Consider the following 21,373-nt stretch of genomic DNA (forward strand, 5'->3'; position numbering starts at 1 on the left):
AAATAATGTAAAAATTAATATTGTAATACAACTCAAGTTCATGTTAGATTAATTGCAATACATCAATGTGAGAAAGGGGCGGTATCATGCAACATGTACAAAAACGATGGCTTGGATACATGTTAGTAATTATTGGGGCGTCGTTCTGGGGTGTTGGTGGTACAGTGTCTCAATGGTTGTTTCAATACGCAAATATAAATGTAGGTTGGTTTGTTGCGGTAAGGTTAATCATATCAGGACTATTACTTATAGGCATTGCTTTTTTTACACAAGGCTCAAAAGTGTTTCTAATATGGCGTGATAAGCGTGCGGCGTTGCAAATCATTATTTTTGGCATTGTAGGTATGCTAGCAGTGCAATTTACATTTATGTCATCGATAAGTCATGGAAATGCTGCGGTAGCAACATTGTTACAATATTTAGGCCCTATTTTTATGATAATTTATTTAGTGATGACGAAAGTGACGACATTTGGACGTAAAGAAGCGATTGCAGTTATTTTAGCTTTAGTAGGCTCCTTTTTACTATTAACGAATGGTAACATTGAAAACCTCCAAGTGCCTAAAGCGGCAATCATTTGGGGGCTATTATCTGCTGTTGCTTTAGCATTTTATACGATATATCCTGTGAATTTATTAGCACGATGGGGCTCTCTCAATGTTGTTGGTTGGGCGATGTTTATCGGAGGCATTGCGCTTAGTTTTATGCATCCGCCATGGGTGATCGATCTGTCCAGTTGGACGCTAGAAACACATCTATTCTTTTGGTTTGCAATTATTTTTGGTACGATGCTAGCCTTTTGGTTTTATATTGATAGTTTGAATTATTTATTTCCACATGAGACTGGATTGCTAGGCACCATTGAACCTTTAATGGCGTTAGTAACTTCTGTTGTTTGGCTTCATATTGGTTTTGGTGCTTGGCAATTTGTAGGTGTAGTGTGCATTATTATGATGGTAGTCGTGCTCTCTGTTATGAAAAAATAAATAAGTAAAATAAAAAACGATTCAGTAATTAACTGAATCGTTTTTTTATGTCTTAATGGTGCATTTCGTGGATTTTCATCATTAAACCATGAGGTACATCGTCATGTGACACAACTTCTTTTTTCACATAATCGTCTTTATCGCCTTTATTCGTCACAAGTTTTACAAAGTCGCCTTTTTTAGGTTGGAAATCACTGTCCGTTGGGATTTTTACATCTTTTTCAACTGTTTTTTCAGATTCACTTACTACTTTTTCAGCTGTTGTATTGTCTTTCATATAACCGTAGTATGTTTCTTTTTGACCTGACATCATGATAGCAGCGACAACGATGATTGTAGCAAGAACCATGATACCAATTAAAATAAACCCTAGCGTTTGTTTGTTTTTCATGAAATAAAGCTCCTTTTAAATAATATAATGCTATTGTATAGGAAGTTGGCAGAAATCAAAAGGGGTAGATATATCGACAAAATTGTGACAAAAATTTTAGAATGAAAAAATTTGTTTTGAAATGAACGGTAAAAGATGAAATCATACGTAAATAAAAAGGGGCAAGATTAAGATAACGCCTGTGTCATTTCTAACGGTGCATCATGAAATAAGATGTTGAAACGTGGAATAATTTCCCGGGAAATTGGTATATATAAGAAAAAAACAGGATTTTCGACAGAACGTTCACAATAGACAAAATTGAAAAAGCTATATCTATCATTTCGAACTGCTTAAATCCTGTGTTTTGTTATATGTTGTTATTCTGCTAACAGTGTTTTGATATAGTCTGTAATTTCTTCTTTCATAGACGGATCATTAAGTGCAAAATGTAAGGTTGTTTTTACAAACCCAATTTTTTCACCGACATCGTAGCGCGTACCGTCAAACTCGTAGGCATAAACTTGATCATCTTGATTTAAACGTTCAATAGCATCTGTTAGTTGGATTTCACCACCAGCACCAACATCTTGTGTCCCCAGATAATTGAAAATTTCTGGTGTGAGTACATAACGCCCCATAATGGCTAAATTGGATGGTGCAGTGCCAGCAGCTGGTTTTTCAATGAACTGTTTGACTTCATATCGACGACCATCTTGAGCTTTTGGCTCTACAATACCATAACGATAGGTATCTTCATAAGGTACTTCTTGAACACCGATTACAGATTTTTGTGTTGTTTCGTACTGTTCTATCAATTGTTGAATAGCAGGGGTCTCAGATTGAACAATATCGTCCCCTAATAAAACGGCGAAAGGTTCGTTCCCGAAAAATTGACGGGCTGTCCAAATCGCATGACCTAAACCTTTTTGCTCTTTTTGACGTACATAAAAGATATTCGCTAAATCTGTTGAATGTTGTACCTTTTCAAGTAAGTCCGTTTTACCTTTTTCTTTTAATGTGGATTCAAGTTCTTTTTGATTGTCAAAATGATCTTCAATCGCACGTTTATGTTTACCTGTCACAATAATGATATCCTCGATGCCGGCACGAGAAGCTTCTTCAACAATATATTGAATGGTCGGGGTATCGAGAATTGGCAACATTTCTTTTGGCATTGCCTTTGTCGCAGGTAAGAAACGTGTCCCTAGACCTGCCGCTGGAATAATTGCCTTCTTTATTTTTGACATAAAAAAATAGCCTCCTAGCTCAATCTTTGTCATTACTTCTATTATAGTACAAAAGTATAAGAAATACTAAAGTGAGCTAGAGGCGATATTAATCTAAATCATTCAAAATAGAGGTGGATTGTTTATAAATTTGAACTGTTTTGATTTGTGATGATTGGACGTTTACTTCTAAAGGCCCTGTGCTAAAGTCATGTATCAAAATATGTTGCCTTAAATGAAGGGTTTTTTGAATCGCTTGAATGTGCTTACTAGGGATGTAAGTATGCGCGTCGTGTTGTATGAGACGACGCACATTCATCGTTTCATCATCATAAGTCCGAATAATAACTAAATGTTTGTCGTGAATTAAATTGCTAGTTATTTGAAAACAGGTTGTTGCTTCTGAAGCTTCTTTTAACATATTCGAGTGTGACGCAATTAATAAGATTTCATAATTGTAATCGGTTTGTTTTACCATGGCATATTCTTGCCTTTTGACATAGGATTGTGAAAAAGGACGCAACAACTCTGAAATAAAAGCCACCATTGTATTTAAGTTTTGCTTATTAATGTAACCGAGTTCTGAAGCGTAATCAGTCATTAAAGGTAATTCAATAGCGGTCAAAGGAGTATCTAGATTAATAATAAAGTTTAGCCATGCGTTTGGTGTTAAAGCGTTAGAATGATGATTACTTTGGTTAGATAATGTTGCTGCTATACCAATGAGCGAATAGGAAGTAATATATTCCGTTGATGTTGCATGCGAAAGCGTTTGTTGCCACTTCTTAAACATGTGTTCATAGGATGATAGCGTCGCAATATTGGAATTTCCAAGCGCTTGGGTTTGAGAAAGGTCAAAAGTATAACCGGTGATTGTTGTTTTTAAATTTTGGAATTGTTGAAGGAATGTATCCACATTCGGTTGTATATCATACGGGATTAAAATTTCAAATTCACATCGGTGAAATACGGTTTGGAAACGTTCGGCTAAATAATCGATATCTTTATGTGTTAAATTTTTTGAATCAAATAAAATATTGACGGATGGAAGATTTAAATCAAAGTTTGGAATAAGACGTGTCAATTTTCGGATATCGTTTAAAAAATGCAGTTCAAGCATTTCATAATCATACAGTGATGTCATCTTAAAACTGAAATGTAAATGATTATGACGCATAATACGAAAGATTTCTTCAGTTTTTTGCCCTTTAAGGTGTGACAGTTTTACATTCGTACTGTCGTCAAAGTATAAATAATGTGTTTGCTCCTTTAGAATATCTCTAATAGAGTTGAAAAAGTTTTGCTGTGTCAAAATCTCCTCTAAATGGGTCATTTTGAGTCTAATTGACGGTAACTTGAAAAGCGTAGGACTTGTAATCGCATCAATATTTATTGAAAGTGGAGCATTAGCGTCCTCAAAACCGGTTTGACTCAATTGCTGAAAAATATCAGAGTTTTTATGATGAATGATAATCTTTGAATCGGTAGCAGTGTGCGCTTTTTTATATGTATATGGACTTACTCCGATGTAGTGTTTGAATTGTTTAGAATAGTTACTGTAATTAGAGAATCCAAAAGTTTGAGCGATATCATAGATAGATTCATTGCTCCATAATAGGTGAGGAAGCGATAAACTTAATTTTAACGTTACCGTATAACTTTTAAAGTTAAATCCGAGCTGTTCATTAAACAAAATTGATATATAAGAGGACGACACAAAAAATGATTTTGCCAATGATTGAAGCGTAACTTTTTGTTTGATTTTATGATGTATAATATCTAAAACTTTTGAGAACATTTCAGAATCAACTTGTATTTCAGGTGTATAAATCCCTTCACAAGGTATATAACATTCATTCAACATCGTTTGAATTAATGCGTGCAATGTTTTAGATTGGTAGGCTTCATCTTGATGCGTAATGATGGATTGGATTGTGTCGCGCAAGTGTTCATGAGCGCCTAGCTTTGAATCATCAAAATAACCATTTAAAAAAGTAGGATGTAGCTCCATCAATAAGTGAAGTGGCAACGTAACTTTAATCAATGCTTGAGCATGATGTATTTTAATAAGATCACTGTGATTAATAATTGCAACGTGATAATACATTTCTTTATTTAAACCATTATGTTGGATTTTTAATTTTCCATCTAGAGAGAAATAGAGTTCTACAGCATTAAAGCAACGATATGAATCTGTGTGCAATTGCTCAAATAGTTCAATATGGATGCTTTGCATGGATGTAACCTCACTTACTAAAAATTTATTCTTATTGCAGTTAAAGTTTGGCTATAAATAATTAGTATTATAGAACTAAATGTAATGAACAACAATATTCAAACTTTTATTTTAATTTTATTAGCACTTTTTGATATTATTAGACATATTTTGTATTGATAGTAGTAAATAATAGACATGAAACTTAAAAATAAATATAAAAATTAGGACTATTTCACATGAACGGATGAGAGAAGTAGGAGGATAATAGAAAAAAGAGGGAAAAATTTGATAAATAGAGAATTACTCGTAGTAAGCAGCTTACTGGTTTTGTAAATATGTCATAAATTAAGTTGAATTTTAGCTATTATGAATTATCGTTGCATTAATATGTGGATTTTAAAGTGAGTGTTCGTAGGCGCTTTTAAAATGATCGAAGGTATCGTTTAAAATGGGGCTGAAGCGAAAAGCCAATACAATCTTTAAACAATGAATAAAAGAAAGAGATATGTTGAATAAAACCGACAAGCAGAGGCTCAAAAGCAGGATTTTCAACAGAATGTTCACGCTTCAACACAATTGGATCAATATTTATGGGCTACATTCTGTTCAAATCTTAACTGCTTTTGCCTAGCTGTCTTCATTCATTTAAGCCTGTTACTGCGCCATAATAGCACTGATGTTAGTACGACTAGGAGAAGCGAAATGGCAATGACAATAATCCATGAAATGCCAGATTGAGCATCAATAGGTAAAGGTACGTTCATGCCAAAGAAACTAAAAACTAACGTTGGTAACGTAAGTAAAATCGTAAAAATCGTTAATGTTTGCATTGTAGTATTCAGTTGATTTGAAAGTAATGAGGCATAGGAATTGGTCATACTTTCAACAATTCTTAAATATAGTTCAGTCGTTTCAATAGCTTGTTGATGTTCATTTAGAACGTCTTCTAGCAATTCATCATCGTCTGAAAAGCGCTTAAGTGTAGATAAGCGATAGAGCTTTCGATGGGTTGAAGCGTTAGTTTTAAGCGATGCAATAAAGTAAACAAGACTTTTTTCAATTTCACTTAAAAAATAAAGGCGTAAATTAGTCACACGTTTTTGTAGCTTAATGTCAACTTGACGTCGTTCTTTATTTAAAAGACGTAAAGCACGGTTAAATTCAGAAGACATTTCATATAATAAATTTAATGCGAAGCGACTTTTGAATTTAAGATTGATACGTTGATATAAGAGATGATCGAAATAATCAAAAGGGCGGCCACAAATGGTAATGATAATCCCTTTACCAATGATGATGCCTAGTGGAGAAGTATGATAACTTTTGATTTCATATTGGTCATCTTTAAGGATAGGGAAGTCACTAATAATAAGTGAATAACCACTTTCATCATTTTCAATACGAGAACTTTCTTCACTATCTAATGCATCCTCTAAAAAGTCTTTAGGAAAAGGGAAAAAATCTAATAACATTTGACTCTCTTCTTGTGTAGGTTTCACAACATTTATCCATTGCGCATTAGACCAATCTTTTGTTTGTACAATAGATAAGTCCTCATTATTACGATAGGCTGTAATCATTGTCGTCTCCTTCTTCGTGGTGCGACCCTAAGTGAGGTATACTTTGAAAGTCTTGTCTGCATCCAACAAAACCCTTCTATATAAAGCGTACCAATTATCGCCACGAGCGTTTTTTATCTTTTTAAAACAACTTACTTTGCGCTTGATTTAACTTTGCAATCAATGCTTTACCTTTTTCAATAGGATATAAACATTTTAAATGATGATGCGGAAAGAATCATCGTCATTGCGTTTAAAGTGATTGATGAACCTTGCTTAGAAAGTTTTCGATTTCAAGTTGCTTATTAGTAGGCGTCTCCGACAGGTTATTAGTAAAAATTGAGAAGATGATGTTATCTCTTGAGGTGCGATTGTCTTGTCATGTTGTTGATTGTCATTAGAAATATTCGATATGCATCATCGCTTTGTTCACGCATAACGTGATGTCTTTTTCGATAATGCTTTTATTATAATTGACTTTGTAGTTAATGTCATGAGAATATAAGCAGCTCACATAATTTGGATTGTGTATTTTCTGTAACTAATGTAAACTCAAATGATGTGACTTATATATAGTAAATTTATGTTTAAGGCGATTTATTTTACGATTAACTTGTAAAAAAACACTACTTTTAATTATTTTTTACGAAATCTTAATATTAAATTTACAAAAATGAGCGATAATCGAGTTATATAAAGCTTAATAGAGGTGAAATAATGGAAATGTCGGTTATGGAAGTCATCTTTTCATTTTTAGGCGGTCTAGGTATTTTCTTATACGGCTTAAAAGTTATGGGAGATGGGCTTCAAGCTTCAGCAGGGGATAGGCTACGCGATATTTTAAACAAGTTTACATCGAATCCAGTATTAGGGGTAATTGCTGGTATCGTCGTAACTGTGTTGATTCAAAGTAGTTCAGGGACAACAGTCATCACTATCGGACTTGTTACAGCTGGATTTATGACATTGAAACAAGCCATCGGTGTTATTATGGGAGCGAATATTGGTACTACCGTAACAGCATTTATTATTGGTATTGATTTAGGAGAATATGCTATGCCGATTTTGGCAATTGGCGCATTCTTAATTTTTTTCTTTAAACGTTCTAAAATCAATAACATTGGTCGTATTTTATTTGGTTTTGGTTCTTTATTTTTCGGCTTAGAATTTATGGGCGATGCAGTAAAACCTTTATCAGAACTGGAAGGGTTTAAACAATTAATGCTTGATATGTCTGCAAATCCTCTTCTTGGGGTGTTTGTAGGTACTGTTTTAACAGCCTTAGTCCAAAGTTCAAGTGCGACAATAGGAATTTTGCAAGAATTTTACCAACAAAATATGATTGGTTTAGACGCAGCCATTCCTGTATTGTTAGGTGATAATATTGGAACGACGATTACGGCTGTTTTAGCAAGTTTAGCAGGTTCACTTGCTGCCAAACGTGCGGCATTTGTACATGTTATTTTCAACGTGATTGGCGTTGTGATTTTCTCATTATTTTTACCTATCGTTATTCACCTTGTTGGCATGCTCCAAGAAGCATGGCACTTAAAGCCAGCGATGGCAATCGCTTTTGCACATGGGGCGTTTAACGTAACAAATACACTCATTCAATTACCATTTGTAGCTGCATTAGCATGGCTTGTAACGAAAATTGTTCCGGGCAAAGATGTGACTGAAGATTACAAACCGCAACATTTAAATAAAGATCTTGTTTACCATGCACCAGGTGTGGCATTACAGGAAACACAAAAAGAATTGCAAAATGTAGGGAACATTGTCAATTCTATGTTTGATGATGTTAAGGATGAACCAAAGATAGATAAAAAACTTGTAAAAAAATTAGAACAAAAACATCAAGCGGTTGAAACTATCAATGACAGTATTCGTAGCTATCTCGTACGTATTTCTACGAAGGATATTAATAAGAGTGATGTCGAACGCTTAGCGGTAATGTTTGATGTGAATCGTTCTATTTTAAAAGTGGCTAATTTAATTAAAGAATATGTGGAGCAAATTGAGCGTCAACATACGAAAGACATTCGTTTGACAGAGGACGCAGAACGAGGAGTTCACAAGTTGTTTCGCCATGTGACTGAATCATTCGATAAAGCAATAGACATGTTAGATGTGTACGACACGACGAAAAAGGATGAAGTTGTGCAACGCAGTCATGAATCATTTAACATTGAACATAAATTACGTAAAGGCCATATCAAACGTTTAAATCGTGGTGAATGTTCCACAGATGGTGGCTTGTTATATATCGATATGATTGGTGTGTTAGAACGTATCGGTTATAATGCACGTAATATTTCTGAGTCATTAGTGGGCTTGAATGATGACGTTCCTACAGATGAAGAGATTGCAACACATGACATTTAAAATAAAAATATATATTTGATATATGTAAAGCGCCGATAAAGTCCCTAAATGGATTTTATCGGCGCGTTGTTTTGGAAAAGAAATACCATTTTAGCGCATTATTTAATATTTTTACAATTCAATGAACGATAGCAAAAGTTATTGTATTCAATGCAGTGTTTGATACAATTTTGCTTGTATGACTTTAAGGAGGGGGTTAAATTGACATTGGTCAGAACGATTTCATGTTGGAGTATCGTAATGTTTTTATTTATTTACATACTCGGGGGACAATTTAATGTTGTATCTGCACATGCAACTTTAGAAAAAGCGCAGCCGGCTAACAGTGAAGTGATTTCAGAATCACCGAACCATATTCATTTGGAAATGAGTGAGCCGGTCAATGCGGCATATTCGAAAATAACGCTCTACAATGACCAAGGGAAAGTAATATCGGATATAAAGCCAAATACGTCAGGTTTTTCGAAAACATTAACATATGACGTGGATGATTTAACAGAAGGGACCTATTTAGTTCAATGGGAAACAATCGCTCAAGATGGTCATGATATGCAGGGGAAATATTTATTTTCCGTTGGTAAACAGACAGCGACGTCTATTGATACTACGCAACCATTATTGTCAGATGTGTCATTTTGGTGGGGAGCGATGCGCTTTCTTTTACAAAGTTTATTGTTAACGCTTGTCGGTTTGTATTTAGTGAATCGTATTATGGAGCGAGAAGATCTGCCGATACATCCTATTTTGCCGAAATATCATTCTGTGACAACCATTTTATTAATGGTCACTTTAGGGACAGGCATTTTATATCTTATGACTTTGCCACAACCGGTTATTCATCAAATTTTGTCTCTGGATTTCACGGTATGGCTACAGTTTCCATTTGTCTTTTCCATCGTTGCACTCTTATTACTAGTTACATTGTTTGCTTTAAGAAATATGGAGTCAATTTGGTATGATAGTATGCCGTTTTTAATTATGATAGCTATGGCAATATCAGGGCATGTTTGGTCTCAAACTGTACCGATTTATTCAATCGTGATTAGAATGATTCATTTAATAGGTATTTCATTATGGTTAGGCAGTTTGTTATATCTTGTGCTATATGTATTGGCACGGCATCGCCATTCGTATGTACCGATTTTACGAGCACTTTTATTTAAGTTAAATGTAACAGCAGTGCTGATGATTATAATTTCTGGAATATTAATGACGATCGACCAAACGACGTTCTCTAAACTTTTAGAACATTTAACGTTATATAGTACATTGTGGTATACGAAAGTAATTGTTACGACGATTATGATGGGACTTGGCAGTTATCAAACATTTAAAGTAATGAAAAGTAAAAAGAAAATACATCAGCCTATCCTGTTCTTGGAATTGGCATTAGGCGTTATTTTAATTCTTGCTGGCGTAATTATGAGCCAAATTGAGATTTTATAAAATTTAAGAGGTGGACAAATGAAAAGTGTGAAATGGTTAATCAGTATCGTATTTGCAAGTGTGTTGTTAGGAAGTCTGTCAAATGTTGAAGCGCATGTGACACTAACGCCTAATGCAAGTGAACCGGGGTCATATGATGAATATAGTGTTCGCGTTCCAGTTGAACGTGCTGTACCGACAACTAAATTAGAATTGGAAGTTCCAGACGGTGTGTCTTTATCAACGGTAGAACCAGTTCCAGGTTTCAAGCATACGTTTGAAACAGATAAACAAGGTAACATTAAGAAAATCACATGGGAAGCGACAGGAAAAGGCATTGGTGAACATGAGCATGTTGACTTTCCGATAGTTGTAGCGAATCCTGAAAAAGAGGGTAAATTCATGTGGAAAGCGGTTCAAACATACAAAGATGGTAAAAAAGTATCGTGGACAGATGAAAACGCTGATAGCGAGCACCCAGCACCGGTTACTGAAGTGAAAAAGGGAAGTGGAACGACAGGTGGCCACGGGCATCATCATGGTGATGATCATGCATCATCTGAAACTGGAGTTTCAGATACAGCATTATGGATCGTTTCTATTTTAGCTTTAGTAGTAGCGTTGATTGCGCTATTCAAACGTAATTTACCAAGAAATAAAGACAAATAATGTACATTGACACGTGATGATGGAATCGTCATAATAAATGTGATTAAAGATAGGAGATGATGACAAATGAAACGTATCCTATATACATTCATGGCTTACACTGCATTAGGCTTAATTAGCGGTTTTGCCTATCGTGAAATAACCGTACATTACAACTTTACAGGTGAGACACAAATGAGTGTCATGCATACGCATTTATTAACATTAGGGATGTTTATGTTTTTAATGTTAATCCCGATTGAAAAGCTATTCAAAATTAGTAGCTATTATCTCTTCAATTGGTTTTATATCATCTATAATTTAGGTGTGTTAGTCACGGTAGGTATGCAATTCACAAAAGGCTTTATGCAAGTGTCTAAACAACCCCTATCAGCTAGTATTTCGGGATTTGCTGGTATTGGTCACGTGACGATAACAGCTGGATTCATATTATTATTCTTTTTATTAAGACAAGCGATTATCACAGAGCCGCGCGAGGGCGAACCCCTTGTTAAACGTAAGAAAAAATAAACAAAAAACCAGTTTCAGTTTAATCTGTAACTGGTTTTTTGTTTATTTAGGTAAAAATTGTTTGTTAGCCTGTTTAAATATAGGATTGTGACTTGATACATGTCCTTCAGCTGGGGCATCTGGTGCAATATAATTTTTCGCACAATTTGCAGCATGACCGGCATCGCTAAATGCACTTGTAATAAGGTGAACTTTAGCAGAATGGTGTAGCACATCACCACAAGCAAAGATACCGTCTATATTTGTACGAGAATTTCCTTGCCCCGCAATGCGTTCATCGGGAAGTGTTTCAATATCCAAAGAAGCATTTTTTAATAAGTCAAGTTGGCGTTCGAATCCATGGCTAATAATCACTTCGTCGACGTTATATCGGAACCGCTCATTCGTTTGAGTGTCAGAAAGTGTAACGGTACCAATACGGTATGAATGTTCAGGACTACCTTCAAGCGCGCAAATGGCCGTATTGGCATGACAAATCACATCGCGTTGATTGAGCTTTTCCCAAGTTGCTTCATGACCTTTAACATCACTGTTTCGATAAACAAGTATAACCGATTTTGCAATTGGGGAAAGTGCTTCTGCCCAATCTAGTGCAGTATTGCCGCCTCCAGATATTAGGACAACTTTATCTCTAAAATGTTCATATTGAGGAATGACATAATGTAAATTCGTCAGTTCGAAACGGTTAGCATTACAGATTTGGAGCCGTTGAGGTTGGATAATACCAACGCCCACAGCAATAATGACCGATTTGGATGAAAATTGTTGACCGGAATCAGTCAAAACTTTAAAGTGCTGATGATCTATTTTTTGGATATCTGTGACCTTTGAATTGAGGTGAACATCAGGATTGAAGTGCAAGCCTTGTTGAATAACATCTTGAGTGATTTCGTAACACGTTTTAGGGGCAACACCGCCAATATCCCATATTATTTTTTCAGGATATAAACACATTTTTCCGCCTAATTTTGGTTGCGCATCAATAATTTGAACGTCCATACCACGCAGTCCAGCATAAAAACTGGCATATAGGCCTGCAGGACCTCCTCCAATAATCGTGACATCTTTCATGTGATTTCCCTCATTTCTCTAGATAACATTATTATCATACAAATGAGAACAATTATCAATGGATATTACAAAAAAGCATCTGCGCGATTCACGTTACTTTTGTGAAAGACAGATGCTTTATATCGATTTATTAATGTTTTTCTTCTACAGTACGACCACGTAAATCTGCTTCAATTTGTTCTAAACTGCGACCACGTGTTTCTGGTAAAAATTTCATTACAAAGTAGAAAGCGATAATGCCCATAACAGCAAAGATTAAAAATACTTGTTGAACATTTAAAATACTGCTGATGATAGGGAATAAATACGCTACGAGTAAGCTTCCGATAGATAATACGAGTGCAGAAATACCTGTAGCAGCACCGCGTGCACGCATTGGGAAGAGTTCCGGTAACATTACCCATAATACAGGACCCCATGAAAGGCCGAAGAAAACGATGAATAAGGCTAAGCAAATAATGATAATCCATACAGATGCCTCAACACCTAAAGCCCAAATTAAAATACTCATTGCTAATAATGAGAAGACCATACCTAAGTTACCTGCCATTAATAACTTTTTACGATCCACTTTGTCGATAATTAAAATTGCAACAATCGTAACTAAAACGTTCACTACGCCTATACCCACAGTACTTAAAATAGAAGCTGAGTCACCAAGACCTGCTTTATGGAAGATTGTCGGAGCATAGTGAATGATGGCATTAATACCGATCAATTGTTGAAGTAACGCAAAAATTGAACCGATAATAATTGTTGTACGTAACCATGGGGATTTTAAAACATCCCATGTGCTTTCTGAAATGGCATTGATTTTTTTCATGTTTGCAATTTCAATGTCAATTTCATGCGCAGGGTACGTCAGTTGCATGACATCACGTGCTGCTTTCTCGCCACGTTTTTCTAATAACCAACGTGGACTTTCTGGCATGAAGATGACACCAATCATCAAGATTAATGAAGGAACAACTGCTAAACCTAACATCCAGCGCCACGCTTCAAACGGCGCTAACGCATAGTTGACGATAAAGGATGAAAGAATACCAATTGTAATCATCAACTGGTTGAGTGAGCTTAGTGAACCACGTGCTTCTGTAGGTGCAAGTTCAGATAAATATACTGGAACGATAGCCGTAGATCCTCCTACAGCAAGTCCAATAATAAAGCGGCCTAAGATGACAATTTCAACTGTAGGTGCAAGTGCTAATATGAGTGTGCCAACGATAAAGATAATTGAAATAATAAAGACGAGACGTCGACGGCCTAATTTTTCTGAAAGAGGGCCACTAAACCCTGAGCCAAAAATAGCACCAAATAACATCGATGCAACAACCATTCCTTGTAATTTAGGTGTTAATGGAATGTCGTTTTGTAAATACAATAACGCACCGGAAATGACTCCCATATCATATCCATATAGTAATCCACCTAAAGCACCAATAAAGAAAATAAGCTTTTTATTGATTTTCATCAGGTAACCTCCAATTAATTAAGTATGGATTAAGTATACGCTTTCAGAAATAATTCGTAAATTATAATTTTTCAACATTTGAGAATAATTTGTGTATGCTTATAACGAAATTATGACATTTAAAAATGAAACATGACTTTTAGTTTTAAATGTTTACGACGTTATTTACATTTTAAGTACTATGCGTCCATGTACTTTATTTTGTTCAAGCGCGTGAATGTAAGTTTCTATTTGATCGAAAGGAACGACGGTTTTAATGTCATGTAATTGTTGAGGCTTGAGATCTGTAGCCAATCGACGCCACAACAATAATCGATGTTTCATTGGGAAGCGTACCGAATCAGCACCTAATAATTTGACGCCACGTAAAATGAATGGGAAGACAGAGCTTTGAAAGTTGACGCCACTCACATTGCCGCTTAGTGCCAATGCGCCATGTGGTTGAATGTGTTTCAAACATTCCCCAACCGTTTCGCCACCTACTGGGTCAATAATCGCTTGCCATTCTCCTTTTTGAAGCGGTTTGTCTGTCGTTTGCTCAAAACGACCAACGACATGGTGTGCCCCCAGTTGTTGGAGCCATTCATGTTGTTCTGTCTGACCAGAGCTCGCCGTTACTTGATAGTTCAACGTAGATAACATCATAGTAGCAAGTATACCTACGCCTCCGGTTGCGCCTCGGACACAAACGGGGCCACCGCCTGCGGTGATTTTGTTATCTTCGAGTAATTGTATGGAAATTGCAGCAGTAAAACCAGCTGTGCCAATAATCATGGCTTCTTCAAGTGTTAATCCTTTTGGAAGTGGGACGAGCCAATCTCCGTTAACGCGTGCAACTTCACTGAATCCACCTGAGTGAGAAACACCTAAATCATATCCTGTTCCAATCACTTCATCTCCTTTTTTAAAAGAAGGGTGATGAGATTCAATCACTTCACCAGCTAAATCTATCCCTGGGATTATAGGATGTTTATGAATGATTTTATTGTGATCTTGGGCAGCTAACATATCTTTGTAATTTAAACTAGAGTAATGAACACGAATTGTAACATCGCCTTCCGGAAGGTCGTCAATCGTTAAAGATTTGAAACTTCCAGAAACTTTTCCATTGGCTTCTTCTACAACATAAGCTTTAAATGAATGTGTCATAAGCAACTCCTCTCGTTTTTTTCTTTCACACTTTATCATGAGAGAAGAGGAATGACAACGATGTTACAACGTTAAACAGATTCGAATATAGTTAGAAAAAAGCGGAAGGAGGAGGTTGAAGAATGCATTGTGAAATTAAAAAAGTTGAACCTAAAGACGTAACGATGTTAAGAAAAGTGAGTATAAAGACATTTAGAGAAACTTATGAAGAAGATTATCAGCCACATTTATTTAATCAATATTTAGAGGAAGAATTGTCTATAGAAAAACTAACTGAGGAAATTCAAAATCCCAATTCTATATTTTATTTTATAGTGTATCAAGCGCATATTGCGGGTTATTTTAAAATGAATATAGAAGATGCGCAGACAGAGCCATTCAGTTCAGAATATGTAGAATTACAACGGCTCTATTTGTTTAAACAGTACCAAGGATTAAAGTTAGGACAATTTGCTTTTGAACAGGCGATTCAAATTGCAAAAACATTGAACAAAAAGCGCTTATGGCTCGGAGTATGGTCTGAGAATACATCAGCGATTGCATTTTATAAAAAACAAGGGCTTATTAAAGTAGGCGAACATGCATTTAAAGTAGGGGAACAAGTGGATATAGATTGGATGATGGAATTGAGATTATGATATCAATCGTTTTATTGTATAAAAAAATGTTATAATCTTTGTGAAAGTAATTTGTTTAAAAAAAGGAGGCACAATGTCATGAAAAAATGGTTAGCAAGTTTTATGATGATTTCTCTTGTTTTAGCTGCATGTGGTAATACGGGTGATGATGAGAAGACGAAAAAAGACGAACCTTCGTCAAAAACAGAAGAAAAACAGTCTAATGATCATTCGAAATCTAAAGATAACAAAGACAAAGCGACGACTGAAGATTCAAAATCAAATGAGAAAAACGACCAAAGTAATGCAACTTCCGATAACACAAATGAAAACAACACGAATTCTAATGGAACGCACAATACGCAAAACTCGGATAACGCATCATCACAACAAGCAGAAAATAATCCAGAAGCCAATGGTTCAAATCCAGGAACCAATGGTCCTAATCAAGGTAGCAAATACGTACCACCTTACCAAGGCCAAAATGTTGTTCCTGTAGCACAAAACCTTGCGCGTAACCCAGTAGATCAACAGCAAGCGTTGAAACAACTTCCAAATTTCCAAACTTCTTTAGATGCTGCTCAACGTGAAGCAACATCATTGAATGGGCAACAAAATCCATATAATGATTATGCGATCCAAGGTGAAGGTGGAAACTATCGTTACATCTTTAGTTTTCTCAATCAATCACAACCTGGAACGTATATGATTGTAACTGTCGACCAATTAGGTAATTCTAAAATTGTCGATCCAGCATATCGTCAATAATTAAGGTTTAATTTGTATGCATTTAAAATAGAGCTGATTTCATGTTATTTGAAGTCAGCTTTTTTATTAAAGAGAATACATAAAGTTTTAGAAAACAAAAAAGAATGTATAATCATTGGTTAATATTAGTGTAAAAGGTATATAAAAAATCACGTTCATCTATTGAATTGTATACAAACGAATGGTATATTTTAAATGTGAAATAATTCACATAGGTAAGTAAGGATAGACTTAAATATAAAACAAAGGAAGATGATTAAGGATGTTAGTTCACAGTTATGATCCATTTCACAACCTTGCAATTTCTGCATTAATTGCAAGTATCCCCATCATATTATTTTTACTATGTTTAACATTATTTAAAATGAAAGGTATATATGCAGCGATAACGACGCTAGCAGTTACGATTGTTCTCACGTTAGTTGTCTTTAAACTTCCAGTAGGTATTGTAACGGGAGGTATTGCTGAAGGATTCTATCAAGGTATTTTACCGATAGGTTTTATCGTTATGATGGCTGTTTGGTTATATAAATTAACTACAGCTACTGGACAATTTGCGATCATTCAAGACAGTATTACGTCCATTTCGAGAGACCAACGTATTCAGTTATTATTAATTGGCTTTGCTTTTAATGCATTTTTAGAAGGTGTTGCAGGCTTCGGTGTACCTATCGCTATTTGTGCAGTTTTATTAATTCAACTTGGCTTTAAACCTTTACAAGCCGCTATGCTTTGTCTCGTAGCTAACGGTGCAGCAGGAGCATATGGTGCGATTGGTATTCCGGTTGGTGTTGTAGATACACTTAATTTACCGGGAGGTATTACAGCATTAAGTGTTTCTCAAGCATTAAACTTGAGCTTACCATTATTAAGTATTGTGACACCATTTTTATTAGTATTTATAATTGACGGTTTTAAAGGAATTAAAGAAACATTCCCAGCTATCTTAGTGATGGTTATTCCATTCGTAGTATTACAAGTGATTTTTAATCAATTTTTAGGGCCAGAGCTTGTAGACATTATTCCACCACTTGCAGCGATGGGCGCATTAGCTTTATTCTCTAAAAAATTCCAACCCAAAAATATTTTTAGACTTAATGAAAATGAAGTACAAGAAACGAAGCGTCACGCATTTAAAACGATTTTATATGCATGGAGTCCATTCTTTATTTTAACTATTTTAGTATTAATTTGGAGTTCTAAGTCCTTTAAAGGTTTATTCCTTGAAGGTGGCGGGCTGTCATTCTTAAACATTCAATTTCCAATTCCTGGAACTATGAATGATGTGACACACCAACCGATTATGTTAACATTTAACCTTATCGCTCAAACGGGTATGGCATTACTCATCGCAGGTGTGGTTACAATCTTACTTTCTAAAAAAGTAAACTTTAAAGAAGCATTGAATCTTTTAGGTGAAACATTTAAAGAATTATGGTTACCAATTTTAACGATTTGTTTTATTTTAGCAATTGCTAAATTGACAACTTATGGTGGTTTAACAAGTGCGATGGGTCAAGCAATCGCCAAAACAGGCGCAATCTTCCCATTCTTGTCTCCAATACTTGGTTGGATAGGTGTATTTATGACTGGTTCAGTTGTGAATAACAACGTCTTATTTGCTCCGATTCAAGCTTCGGTAGCACCACAAGTGGGTACAAGTGGCGCATTACTTGTCGGCGCTAATACAGCAGGGGGAGCAATTGCAAAATTGATTTCACCACAATCTATTGCGATTGCAACAGCAGCAGTTAAAGAAGTAGGTCAAGAGTCAGTGCTATTAAAAATGACGCTGAAATACAGTGTAGGACTACTTGTTTTCTTCTGTATTTGGACACTCATCTTATCCTACTTTTTAAGTTAGTAATAATGAAAAAGGCTGAAATGTTTTGTTTTTCAACATTTCAGCCTTTTGTATTTTTATGTCATGATAGCGTCAATCGCACGCTTAAACTGTGAATAGATATGTTCTGGTGAGTAATGATTGACGGTCTGATAGCCTTGACTAAGGACGGGAAGGGCTTGTCCTGCATGACCCATTTCAATCACTTCAAGCATTTGTTGTGCTAATTTATGTGTGTCTTTAGCTGGAACGAGGAAACCATTTTTACCATGCGTAATGAGTGATTCTGGACCAGTATTGCCATCAAAACTAATGACGATACTGCCTTGATTCATCGCTTCAAGTATCGTCATACCGAAGCCTTCATTTCGCGATGGCACAATCGTAATCTTGCTCATCGCAATAAATGAACTAAGTTGATTGGTGGTCGGTTTTAAAAAGATGAGATCTTGAAGCCCTGCATAACCAATAAGTTGAGAAAGGGCTTCTTTCTCTTTACCATCGCCATAAATATCAATTGTAAAACCATAATCTCTCAAATCATTTTGAATATGATAGGCGGCTTCAATTAATAAATCGAAGCCTTTTTCATATTCAAAGCGACCTGCTGCAATAATCGTATTTTTTTTCATTAATTTGAGTCGTTTTTCAGCTAACATATTTGATACGACGTATACAGGTGTATTGAGGTAGGCTTGATATCGGTGTTGATCGGTTTCTGTAAGTGTCGTAATAGCGGTTAAATTTTGATAACTATTGATGATTTCAGCTTTTAAGTCATCTGAATGGGCATCAAAGTTCATATGTTCCATCCCTATAGTTTTTTGATGAGGGCTAGCAAATTTAGAAATCAACATATTATGGCTGGCACGCGTACCAACCAAAATATCGCTATCGTTATTTTGGATTGCACGGATGATTTTCTTCTCAATGTAACTTGAGTATTGTTTTATACCTGGTTCGTGTTGGGTTAGTGTTTTCGGTTTGAGAAGCGGCGTATATTTACGAATGCGATTGGCAAATAAAGGCACAACATTTTGTATTTTTATTTGGTAATTAACAAGTGATTGTACACGTACATGTGAATCTAAGGGGAAATAAGGCTCTAGTTGATTGCGAAAAACAGAAATAATTGTAACTCGATGGCCTTGGCGTACCAACTGATTCGCTAAATTGGTAATCGTTTTTACGGTTCCACCTACAGCATATATATTATGCATTAGAAATGTAATAGACTTCATGACGCATCCCTCAATTTGTAAATTTGTTTTAATTATATCATGCATAAATTTAGAAGCGATAATAAAGCGTAATTAAATTGTATGAGAAGGTATTTAATAAGGGGCACATCTTTTTTATTATTCCCAATAGGTATATAATGAAAGTAACACATGGTAAAATGGTCATAATGATCATAAATAGTTAGAATCATTCATTACGTGAAAGAATGACCTAAGGAAGCATCTGTACGTAACGAATGGCAACTAAGATTCAAAACTTGATGATAATCAAAAGGGGGCTGGATTGTTGTGGACAATTTACATAACAAGACAGATGTTGTGCTTATTGGCGGAGGCATTATGAGCGCGACATTAGGTGTATTATTAAAAGAATTGCAACCAGAATGGGACATCAACGTATTTGAAAGGTTAGACAGCTGTGGTAAGGAAAGTTCTAATGTTTGGAATAATGCTGGAACCGGGCATTCAGCATTATGCGAATTGAACTACACAAATGAAATGCCAGACGGCACGATGGATATTAAAAAAGCCATCAAGGTTAATGAACAATTCCAAATTTCAAAACAATTTTGGTCTTATCTTGTTAAGCACAACAAATTAAATAAGCCGGACGCATTTATCCGAACTGTACCTCATATGAGCTTTGTAACAGGAGAGAAAAATGTCTCGTTTCTTGAGGCACGTGTAAAGTCGCTCAAGGAAAATGTATTGTTCAGTGGCATGGAAATCACGAAAGATAGAGAGACATTAAAAAAATGGGTGCCGTTGATGATGGAAGGGCGCCGAGAAGATGAAATCGTTGCGGCGACACGTGATGACTCTGGTACAGATGTTAATTTCGGTGCCTTGACAAAGCAATTAATGGATCAGTTAGAAAGTAACGGAGGGGCAATTTATTATCAACATGAGGTTCAATCTTTAAAACAAAATAAAGATGGCTCATGGCGTATTAGAATTAAAGATTTAAAAGAAAACAAAACATTTACAGTAGAATCTAAATTTGTATTTATCGGTGCGGGAGGCGCGAGCTTGCCACTTTTACAAAAGACGCATATCCCTGAATCTAAACATATTGGTGGCTTCCCAGTAAGTGGTCTATTCTTAGTATGTAAAAATCAAGATATCGTTAATCAACATAAAGCCAAAGTTTATGGTAAAGCTAAAGTTGGTGCGCCACCGATGTCTGTCCCACACTTAGATACGCGTTATATCGATGGCACACGTGCGCTTTTATTTGGACCTTTTGCAGGGTTTTCGCCTAAATTTTTAAAAACAGGATCATATTTTGACTTAGTGAAATCTGTTAAACCGTATAACTTAACGACGATGCTTGCAGCTGGTGCAAAAGAAATGGGATTGACGAAATATCTCATACAACAACTGATGCTAAACCATTCGGAGCGTGTAGAAGAATTGCGTGAATTTATTCCTAACGCTAAAGAAGAAGATTGGAAAGTTGTTGTAGCGGGTCAACGTGTTCAAGTGATTAAAGATACGGAAGCAAAAGGAAAAGGTACTTTACAATTTGGTACAGAAGTGATTACGTCACAAGATGGGACGTTAGCTGCGTTGTTAGGTGCATCACCAGGAGCATCTACCGCAGTAGCAGTAATGTTAGACATTTTACAACGTGCGTTTAAAGACGATTTTAAGCATTGGGAACCAAAAGTAAAAGAAATGATTCCATCCTTCGGTAAAGAATTAACAAATGAAGTAGACTTATTTAAGTCATTAAATCATGAGATTTCCGAACAATTAAAACTTAATGAAGAAGGTAGTTTATTAAGTTAATCAATAGGATATTCAAAAAAGCAGGCAAAACCTAAGTATTTTGGTTTTGCCTGCTTTTTGATGTATATAGA

At 35.6% G+C, this 21,373-nt stretch carries 17 protein-coding genes; 9 read left to right on the forward strand and 8 right to left on the reverse strand.

All coding sequences use genetic code 11. The annotated features are described in order from the left end of the window. The first annotated feature begins 83 nt into the window (after positions 1–83). Complete coding sequence (locus LN051_RS01985) at positions 84–986, forward strand: EamA family transporter (RefSeq protein ID WP_229293597.1); 903 nt, start codon at positions 84–86, stop codon at positions 984–986. A gap of 52 nt (positions 987–1,038) precedes the next feature. Here the strand turns inward: LN051_RS01985 and LN051_RS01990 are convergent, their stop codons facing one another. The 4 genes from LN051_RS01990 to LN051_RS02005 form a co-directional block, all read right to left on the reverse strand. Then, on the reverse strand, positions 1,039–1,377 hold the full coding sequence (locus LN051_RS01990) for a DUF4889 domain-containing protein (protein WP_229292958.1): 339 nt from the start codon (positions 1,375–1,377) through the stop codon (positions 1,039–1,041). A gap of 359 nt (positions 1,378–1,736) precedes the next feature. Further along, positions 1,737–2,606: a UTP--glucose-1-phosphate uridylyltransferase GalU gene (gene galU, locus LN051_RS01995; RefSeq protein ID WP_229292959.1), complete on the reverse strand. Its 870-nt coding sequence runs from the start codon at positions 2,604–2,606 to the stop codon at positions 1,737–1,739. A gap of 88 nt (positions 2,607–2,694) precedes the next feature. Next, positions 2,695–4,821, reverse strand: coding sequence for a helix-turn-helix domain-containing protein (locus LN051_RS02000; protein ID WP_229292960.1), 2,127 nt, complete (start codon positions 4,819–4,821; stop codon positions 2,695–2,697). A 623-nt stretch (positions 4,822–5,444) separates the two neighbouring features. Beyond that, positions 5,445–6,383, reverse strand: coding sequence for a magnesium transporter CorA family protein (locus tag LN051_RS02005; protein WP_229292961.1), 939 nt, complete (start codon positions 6,381–6,383; stop codon positions 5,445–5,447). A 702-nt stretch (positions 6,384–7,085) separates the two neighbouring features. On the opposite strand from LN051_RS02005, the gene LN051_RS02010 reads away from it, so the two are divergent. The 4 genes from LN051_RS02010 (at position 7,086) to LN051_RS02025 (ending at position 11,351) form a co-directional block, all read left to right on the forward strand. Next, positions 7,086–8,747, forward strand: a complete 1,662-nt coding sequence (locus tag LN051_RS02010; protein WP_229293598.1) for a Na/Pi cotransporter family protein — start codon at positions 7,086–7,088, stop codon at positions 8,745–8,747. Positions 8,748–8,948: 201 nt separating this feature from the next. Then, complete coding sequence (locus tag LN051_RS02015) at positions 8,949–10,193, forward strand: copper resistance CopC/CopD family protein (protein ID WP_229292962.1); 1,245 nt, start codon at positions 8,949–8,951, stop codon at positions 10,191–10,193. A gap of 18 nt (positions 10,194–10,211) precedes the next feature. Beyond that, positions 10,212–10,841: a YcnI family protein gene (locus tag LN051_RS02020; RefSeq protein ID WP_229292963.1), complete on the forward strand. Its 630-nt coding sequence runs from the start codon at positions 10,212–10,214 to the stop codon at positions 10,839–10,841. 66 nt (positions 10,842–10,907) lie between these two features. Next, positions 10,908–11,351, forward strand: coding sequence for a DUF2871 domain-containing protein (locus tag LN051_RS02025; RefSeq protein WP_229292964.1), 444 nt, complete (start codon positions 10,908–10,910; stop codon positions 11,349–11,351). Positions 11,352–11,393: 42 nt separating this feature from the next. Here LN051_RS02025 and LN051_RS02030 read toward each other — a convergent pair whose 3' ends face one another. The 3 genes from LN051_RS02030 to LN051_RS02040 form a co-directional block, all read right to left on the reverse strand. Beyond that, positions 11,394–12,422 carry an NAD(P)/FAD-dependent oxidoreductase gene (locus LN051_RS02030; RefSeq protein WP_229292965.1) on the reverse strand — a complete coding sequence of 343 codons (1,029 nt, stop codon included), beginning with the start codon at positions 12,420–12,422 and terminating at the stop codon, positions 11,394–11,396. 130 nt (positions 12,423–12,552) lie between these two features. Beyond that, positions 12,553–13,893 (reverse strand): glucose transporter GlcP, encoded by a 1,341-nt coding sequence (glcP, locus tag LN051_RS02035; protein WP_229292966.1) that lies wholly within the window; start codon positions 13,891–13,893, stop codon positions 12,553–12,555. Between the two features lie 165 nt (positions 13,894–14,058). After that, positions 14,059–15,042: an acrylyl-CoA reductase family protein gene (locus LN051_RS02040; RefSeq protein WP_229292967.1), complete on the reverse strand. Its 984-nt coding sequence runs from the start codon at positions 15,040–15,042 to the stop codon at positions 14,059–14,061. 122 nt (positions 15,043–15,164) lie between these two features. On the opposite strand from LN051_RS02040, the gene LN051_RS02045 reads away from it, so the two are divergent. The 3 genes from LN051_RS02045 to LN051_RS02055 all read left to right on the forward strand — a co-directional run bounded on the left by LN051_RS02045 (position 15,165) and on the right by LN051_RS02055 (position 18,291). Then, the gene (locus tag LN051_RS02045; RefSeq protein ID WP_229292968.1) at positions 15,165–15,680 is read left to right on the forward strand and encodes a GNAT family N-acetyltransferase; all 516 of its coding nucleotides are present in this window, start codon (positions 15,165–15,167) and stop codon (positions 15,678–15,680) included. 78 nt (positions 15,681–15,758) lie between these two features. Then, positions 15,759–16,427, forward strand: coding sequence for an LptM family lipoprotein (locus LN051_RS02050; RefSeq protein WP_229292969.1), 669 nt, complete (start codon positions 15,759–15,761; stop codon positions 16,425–16,427). A 262-nt stretch (positions 16,428–16,689) separates the two neighbouring features. Continuing rightward, positions 16,690–18,291 carry an L-lactate permease gene (locus LN051_RS02055; RefSeq protein WP_229292970.1) on the forward strand — a complete coding sequence of 534 codons (1,602 nt, stop codon included), beginning with the start codon at positions 16,690–16,692 and terminating at the stop codon, positions 18,289–18,291. Between the two features lie 56 nt (positions 18,292–18,347). Here the strand turns inward: LN051_RS02055 and LN051_RS02060 are convergent, their stop codons facing one another. Then, a complete protein-coding gene (locus LN051_RS02060; RefSeq protein WP_229292971.1) occupies positions 18,348–19,511 on the reverse strand; it encodes a glycosyltransferase family 4 protein in 1,164 nt (387 codons plus the stop codon). A gap of 288 nt (positions 19,512–19,799) precedes the next feature. Here LN051_RS02060 and mqo point away from each other — a divergent pair, with 288 nt between their 5' ends. Beyond that, a complete protein-coding gene (gene mqo, locus LN051_RS02065) occupies positions 19,800–21,302 on the forward strand; it encodes a malate dehydrogenase (quinone) (protein ID WP_229292972.1) in 1,503 nt (500 codons plus the stop codon). The last annotated feature ends 71 nt before the right edge of the window (positions 21,303–21,373 follow it).

The sequence above is a fragment of the Staphylococcus ratti genome (genome assembly GCF_020883535.1).
GTDB lineage: Bacteria > Bacillota > Bacilli > Staphylococcales > Staphylococcaceae > Staphylococcus > Staphylococcus ratti.

What these genes read in the sequence shown, in the direction of transcription:
- LN051_RS01990 (WP_229292958.1), bottom strand. Translation starts at nt 1,377, where the DNA reads ATGAAAAACAAACAAACGCTAGGGTTTATTTTAATTGGTATCATGGTT.
- LN051_RS02010 (WP_229293598.1), top strand. Translation starts at nt 7,086, where the DNA reads ATGTCGGTTATGGAAGTCATCTTTTCATTTTTAGGCGGTCTAGGTATT.
- LN051_RS02050 (WP_229292969.1), top strand. Translation starts at nt 15,759, where the DNA reads ATGAAAAAATGGTTAGCAAGTTTTATGATGATTTCTCTTGTTTTAGCT.
- LN051_RS02045 (WP_229292968.1), top strand. Translation starts at nt 15,165, where the DNA reads ATGCATTGTGAAATTAAAAAAGTTGAACCTAAAGACGTAACGATGTTA.
- LN051_RS02040 (WP_229292967.1), bottom strand. Translation starts at nt 15,042, where the DNA reads ATGACACATTCATTTAAAGCTTATGTTGTAGAAGAAGCCAATGGAAAA.
- LN051_RS02000 (WP_229292960.1), bottom strand. Translation starts at nt 4,821, where the DNA reads ATGCAAAGCATCCATATTGAACTATTTGAGCAATTGCACACAGATTCA.
- LN051_RS02030 (WP_229292965.1), bottom strand. Translation starts at nt 12,422, where the DNA reads ATGAAAGATGTCACGATTATTGGAGGAGGTCCTGCAGGCCTATATGCC.
- LN051_RS02060 (WP_229292971.1), bottom strand. Translation starts at nt 19,511, where the DNA reads ATGAAGTCTATTACATTTCTAATGCATAATATATATGCTGTAGGTGGA.
- galU (WP_229292959.1), bottom strand. Translation starts at nt 2,606, where the DNA reads ATGTCAAAAATAAAGAAGGCAATTATTCCAGCGGCAGGTCTAGGGACA.
- LN051_RS02005 (WP_229292961.1), bottom strand. Translation starts at nt 6,383, where the DNA reads ATGATTACAGCCTATCGTAATAATGAGGACTTATCTATTGTACAAACA.
- LN051_RS02025 (WP_229292964.1), top strand. Translation starts at nt 10,908, where the DNA reads ATGAAACGTATCCTATATACATTCATGGCTTACACTGCATTAGGCTTA.
- glcP (WP_229292966.1), bottom strand. Translation starts at nt 13,893, where the DNA reads ATGAAAATCAATAAAAAGCTTATTTTCTTTATTGGTGCTTTAGGTGGA.
- LN051_RS02055 (WP_229292970.1), top strand. Translation starts at nt 16,690, where the DNA reads ATGTTAGTTCACAGTTATGATCCATTTCACAACCTTGCAATTTCTGCA.
- LN051_RS02020 (WP_229292963.1), top strand. Translation starts at nt 10,212, where the DNA reads ATGAAAAGTGTGAAATGGTTAATCAGTATCGTATTTGCAAGTGTGTTG.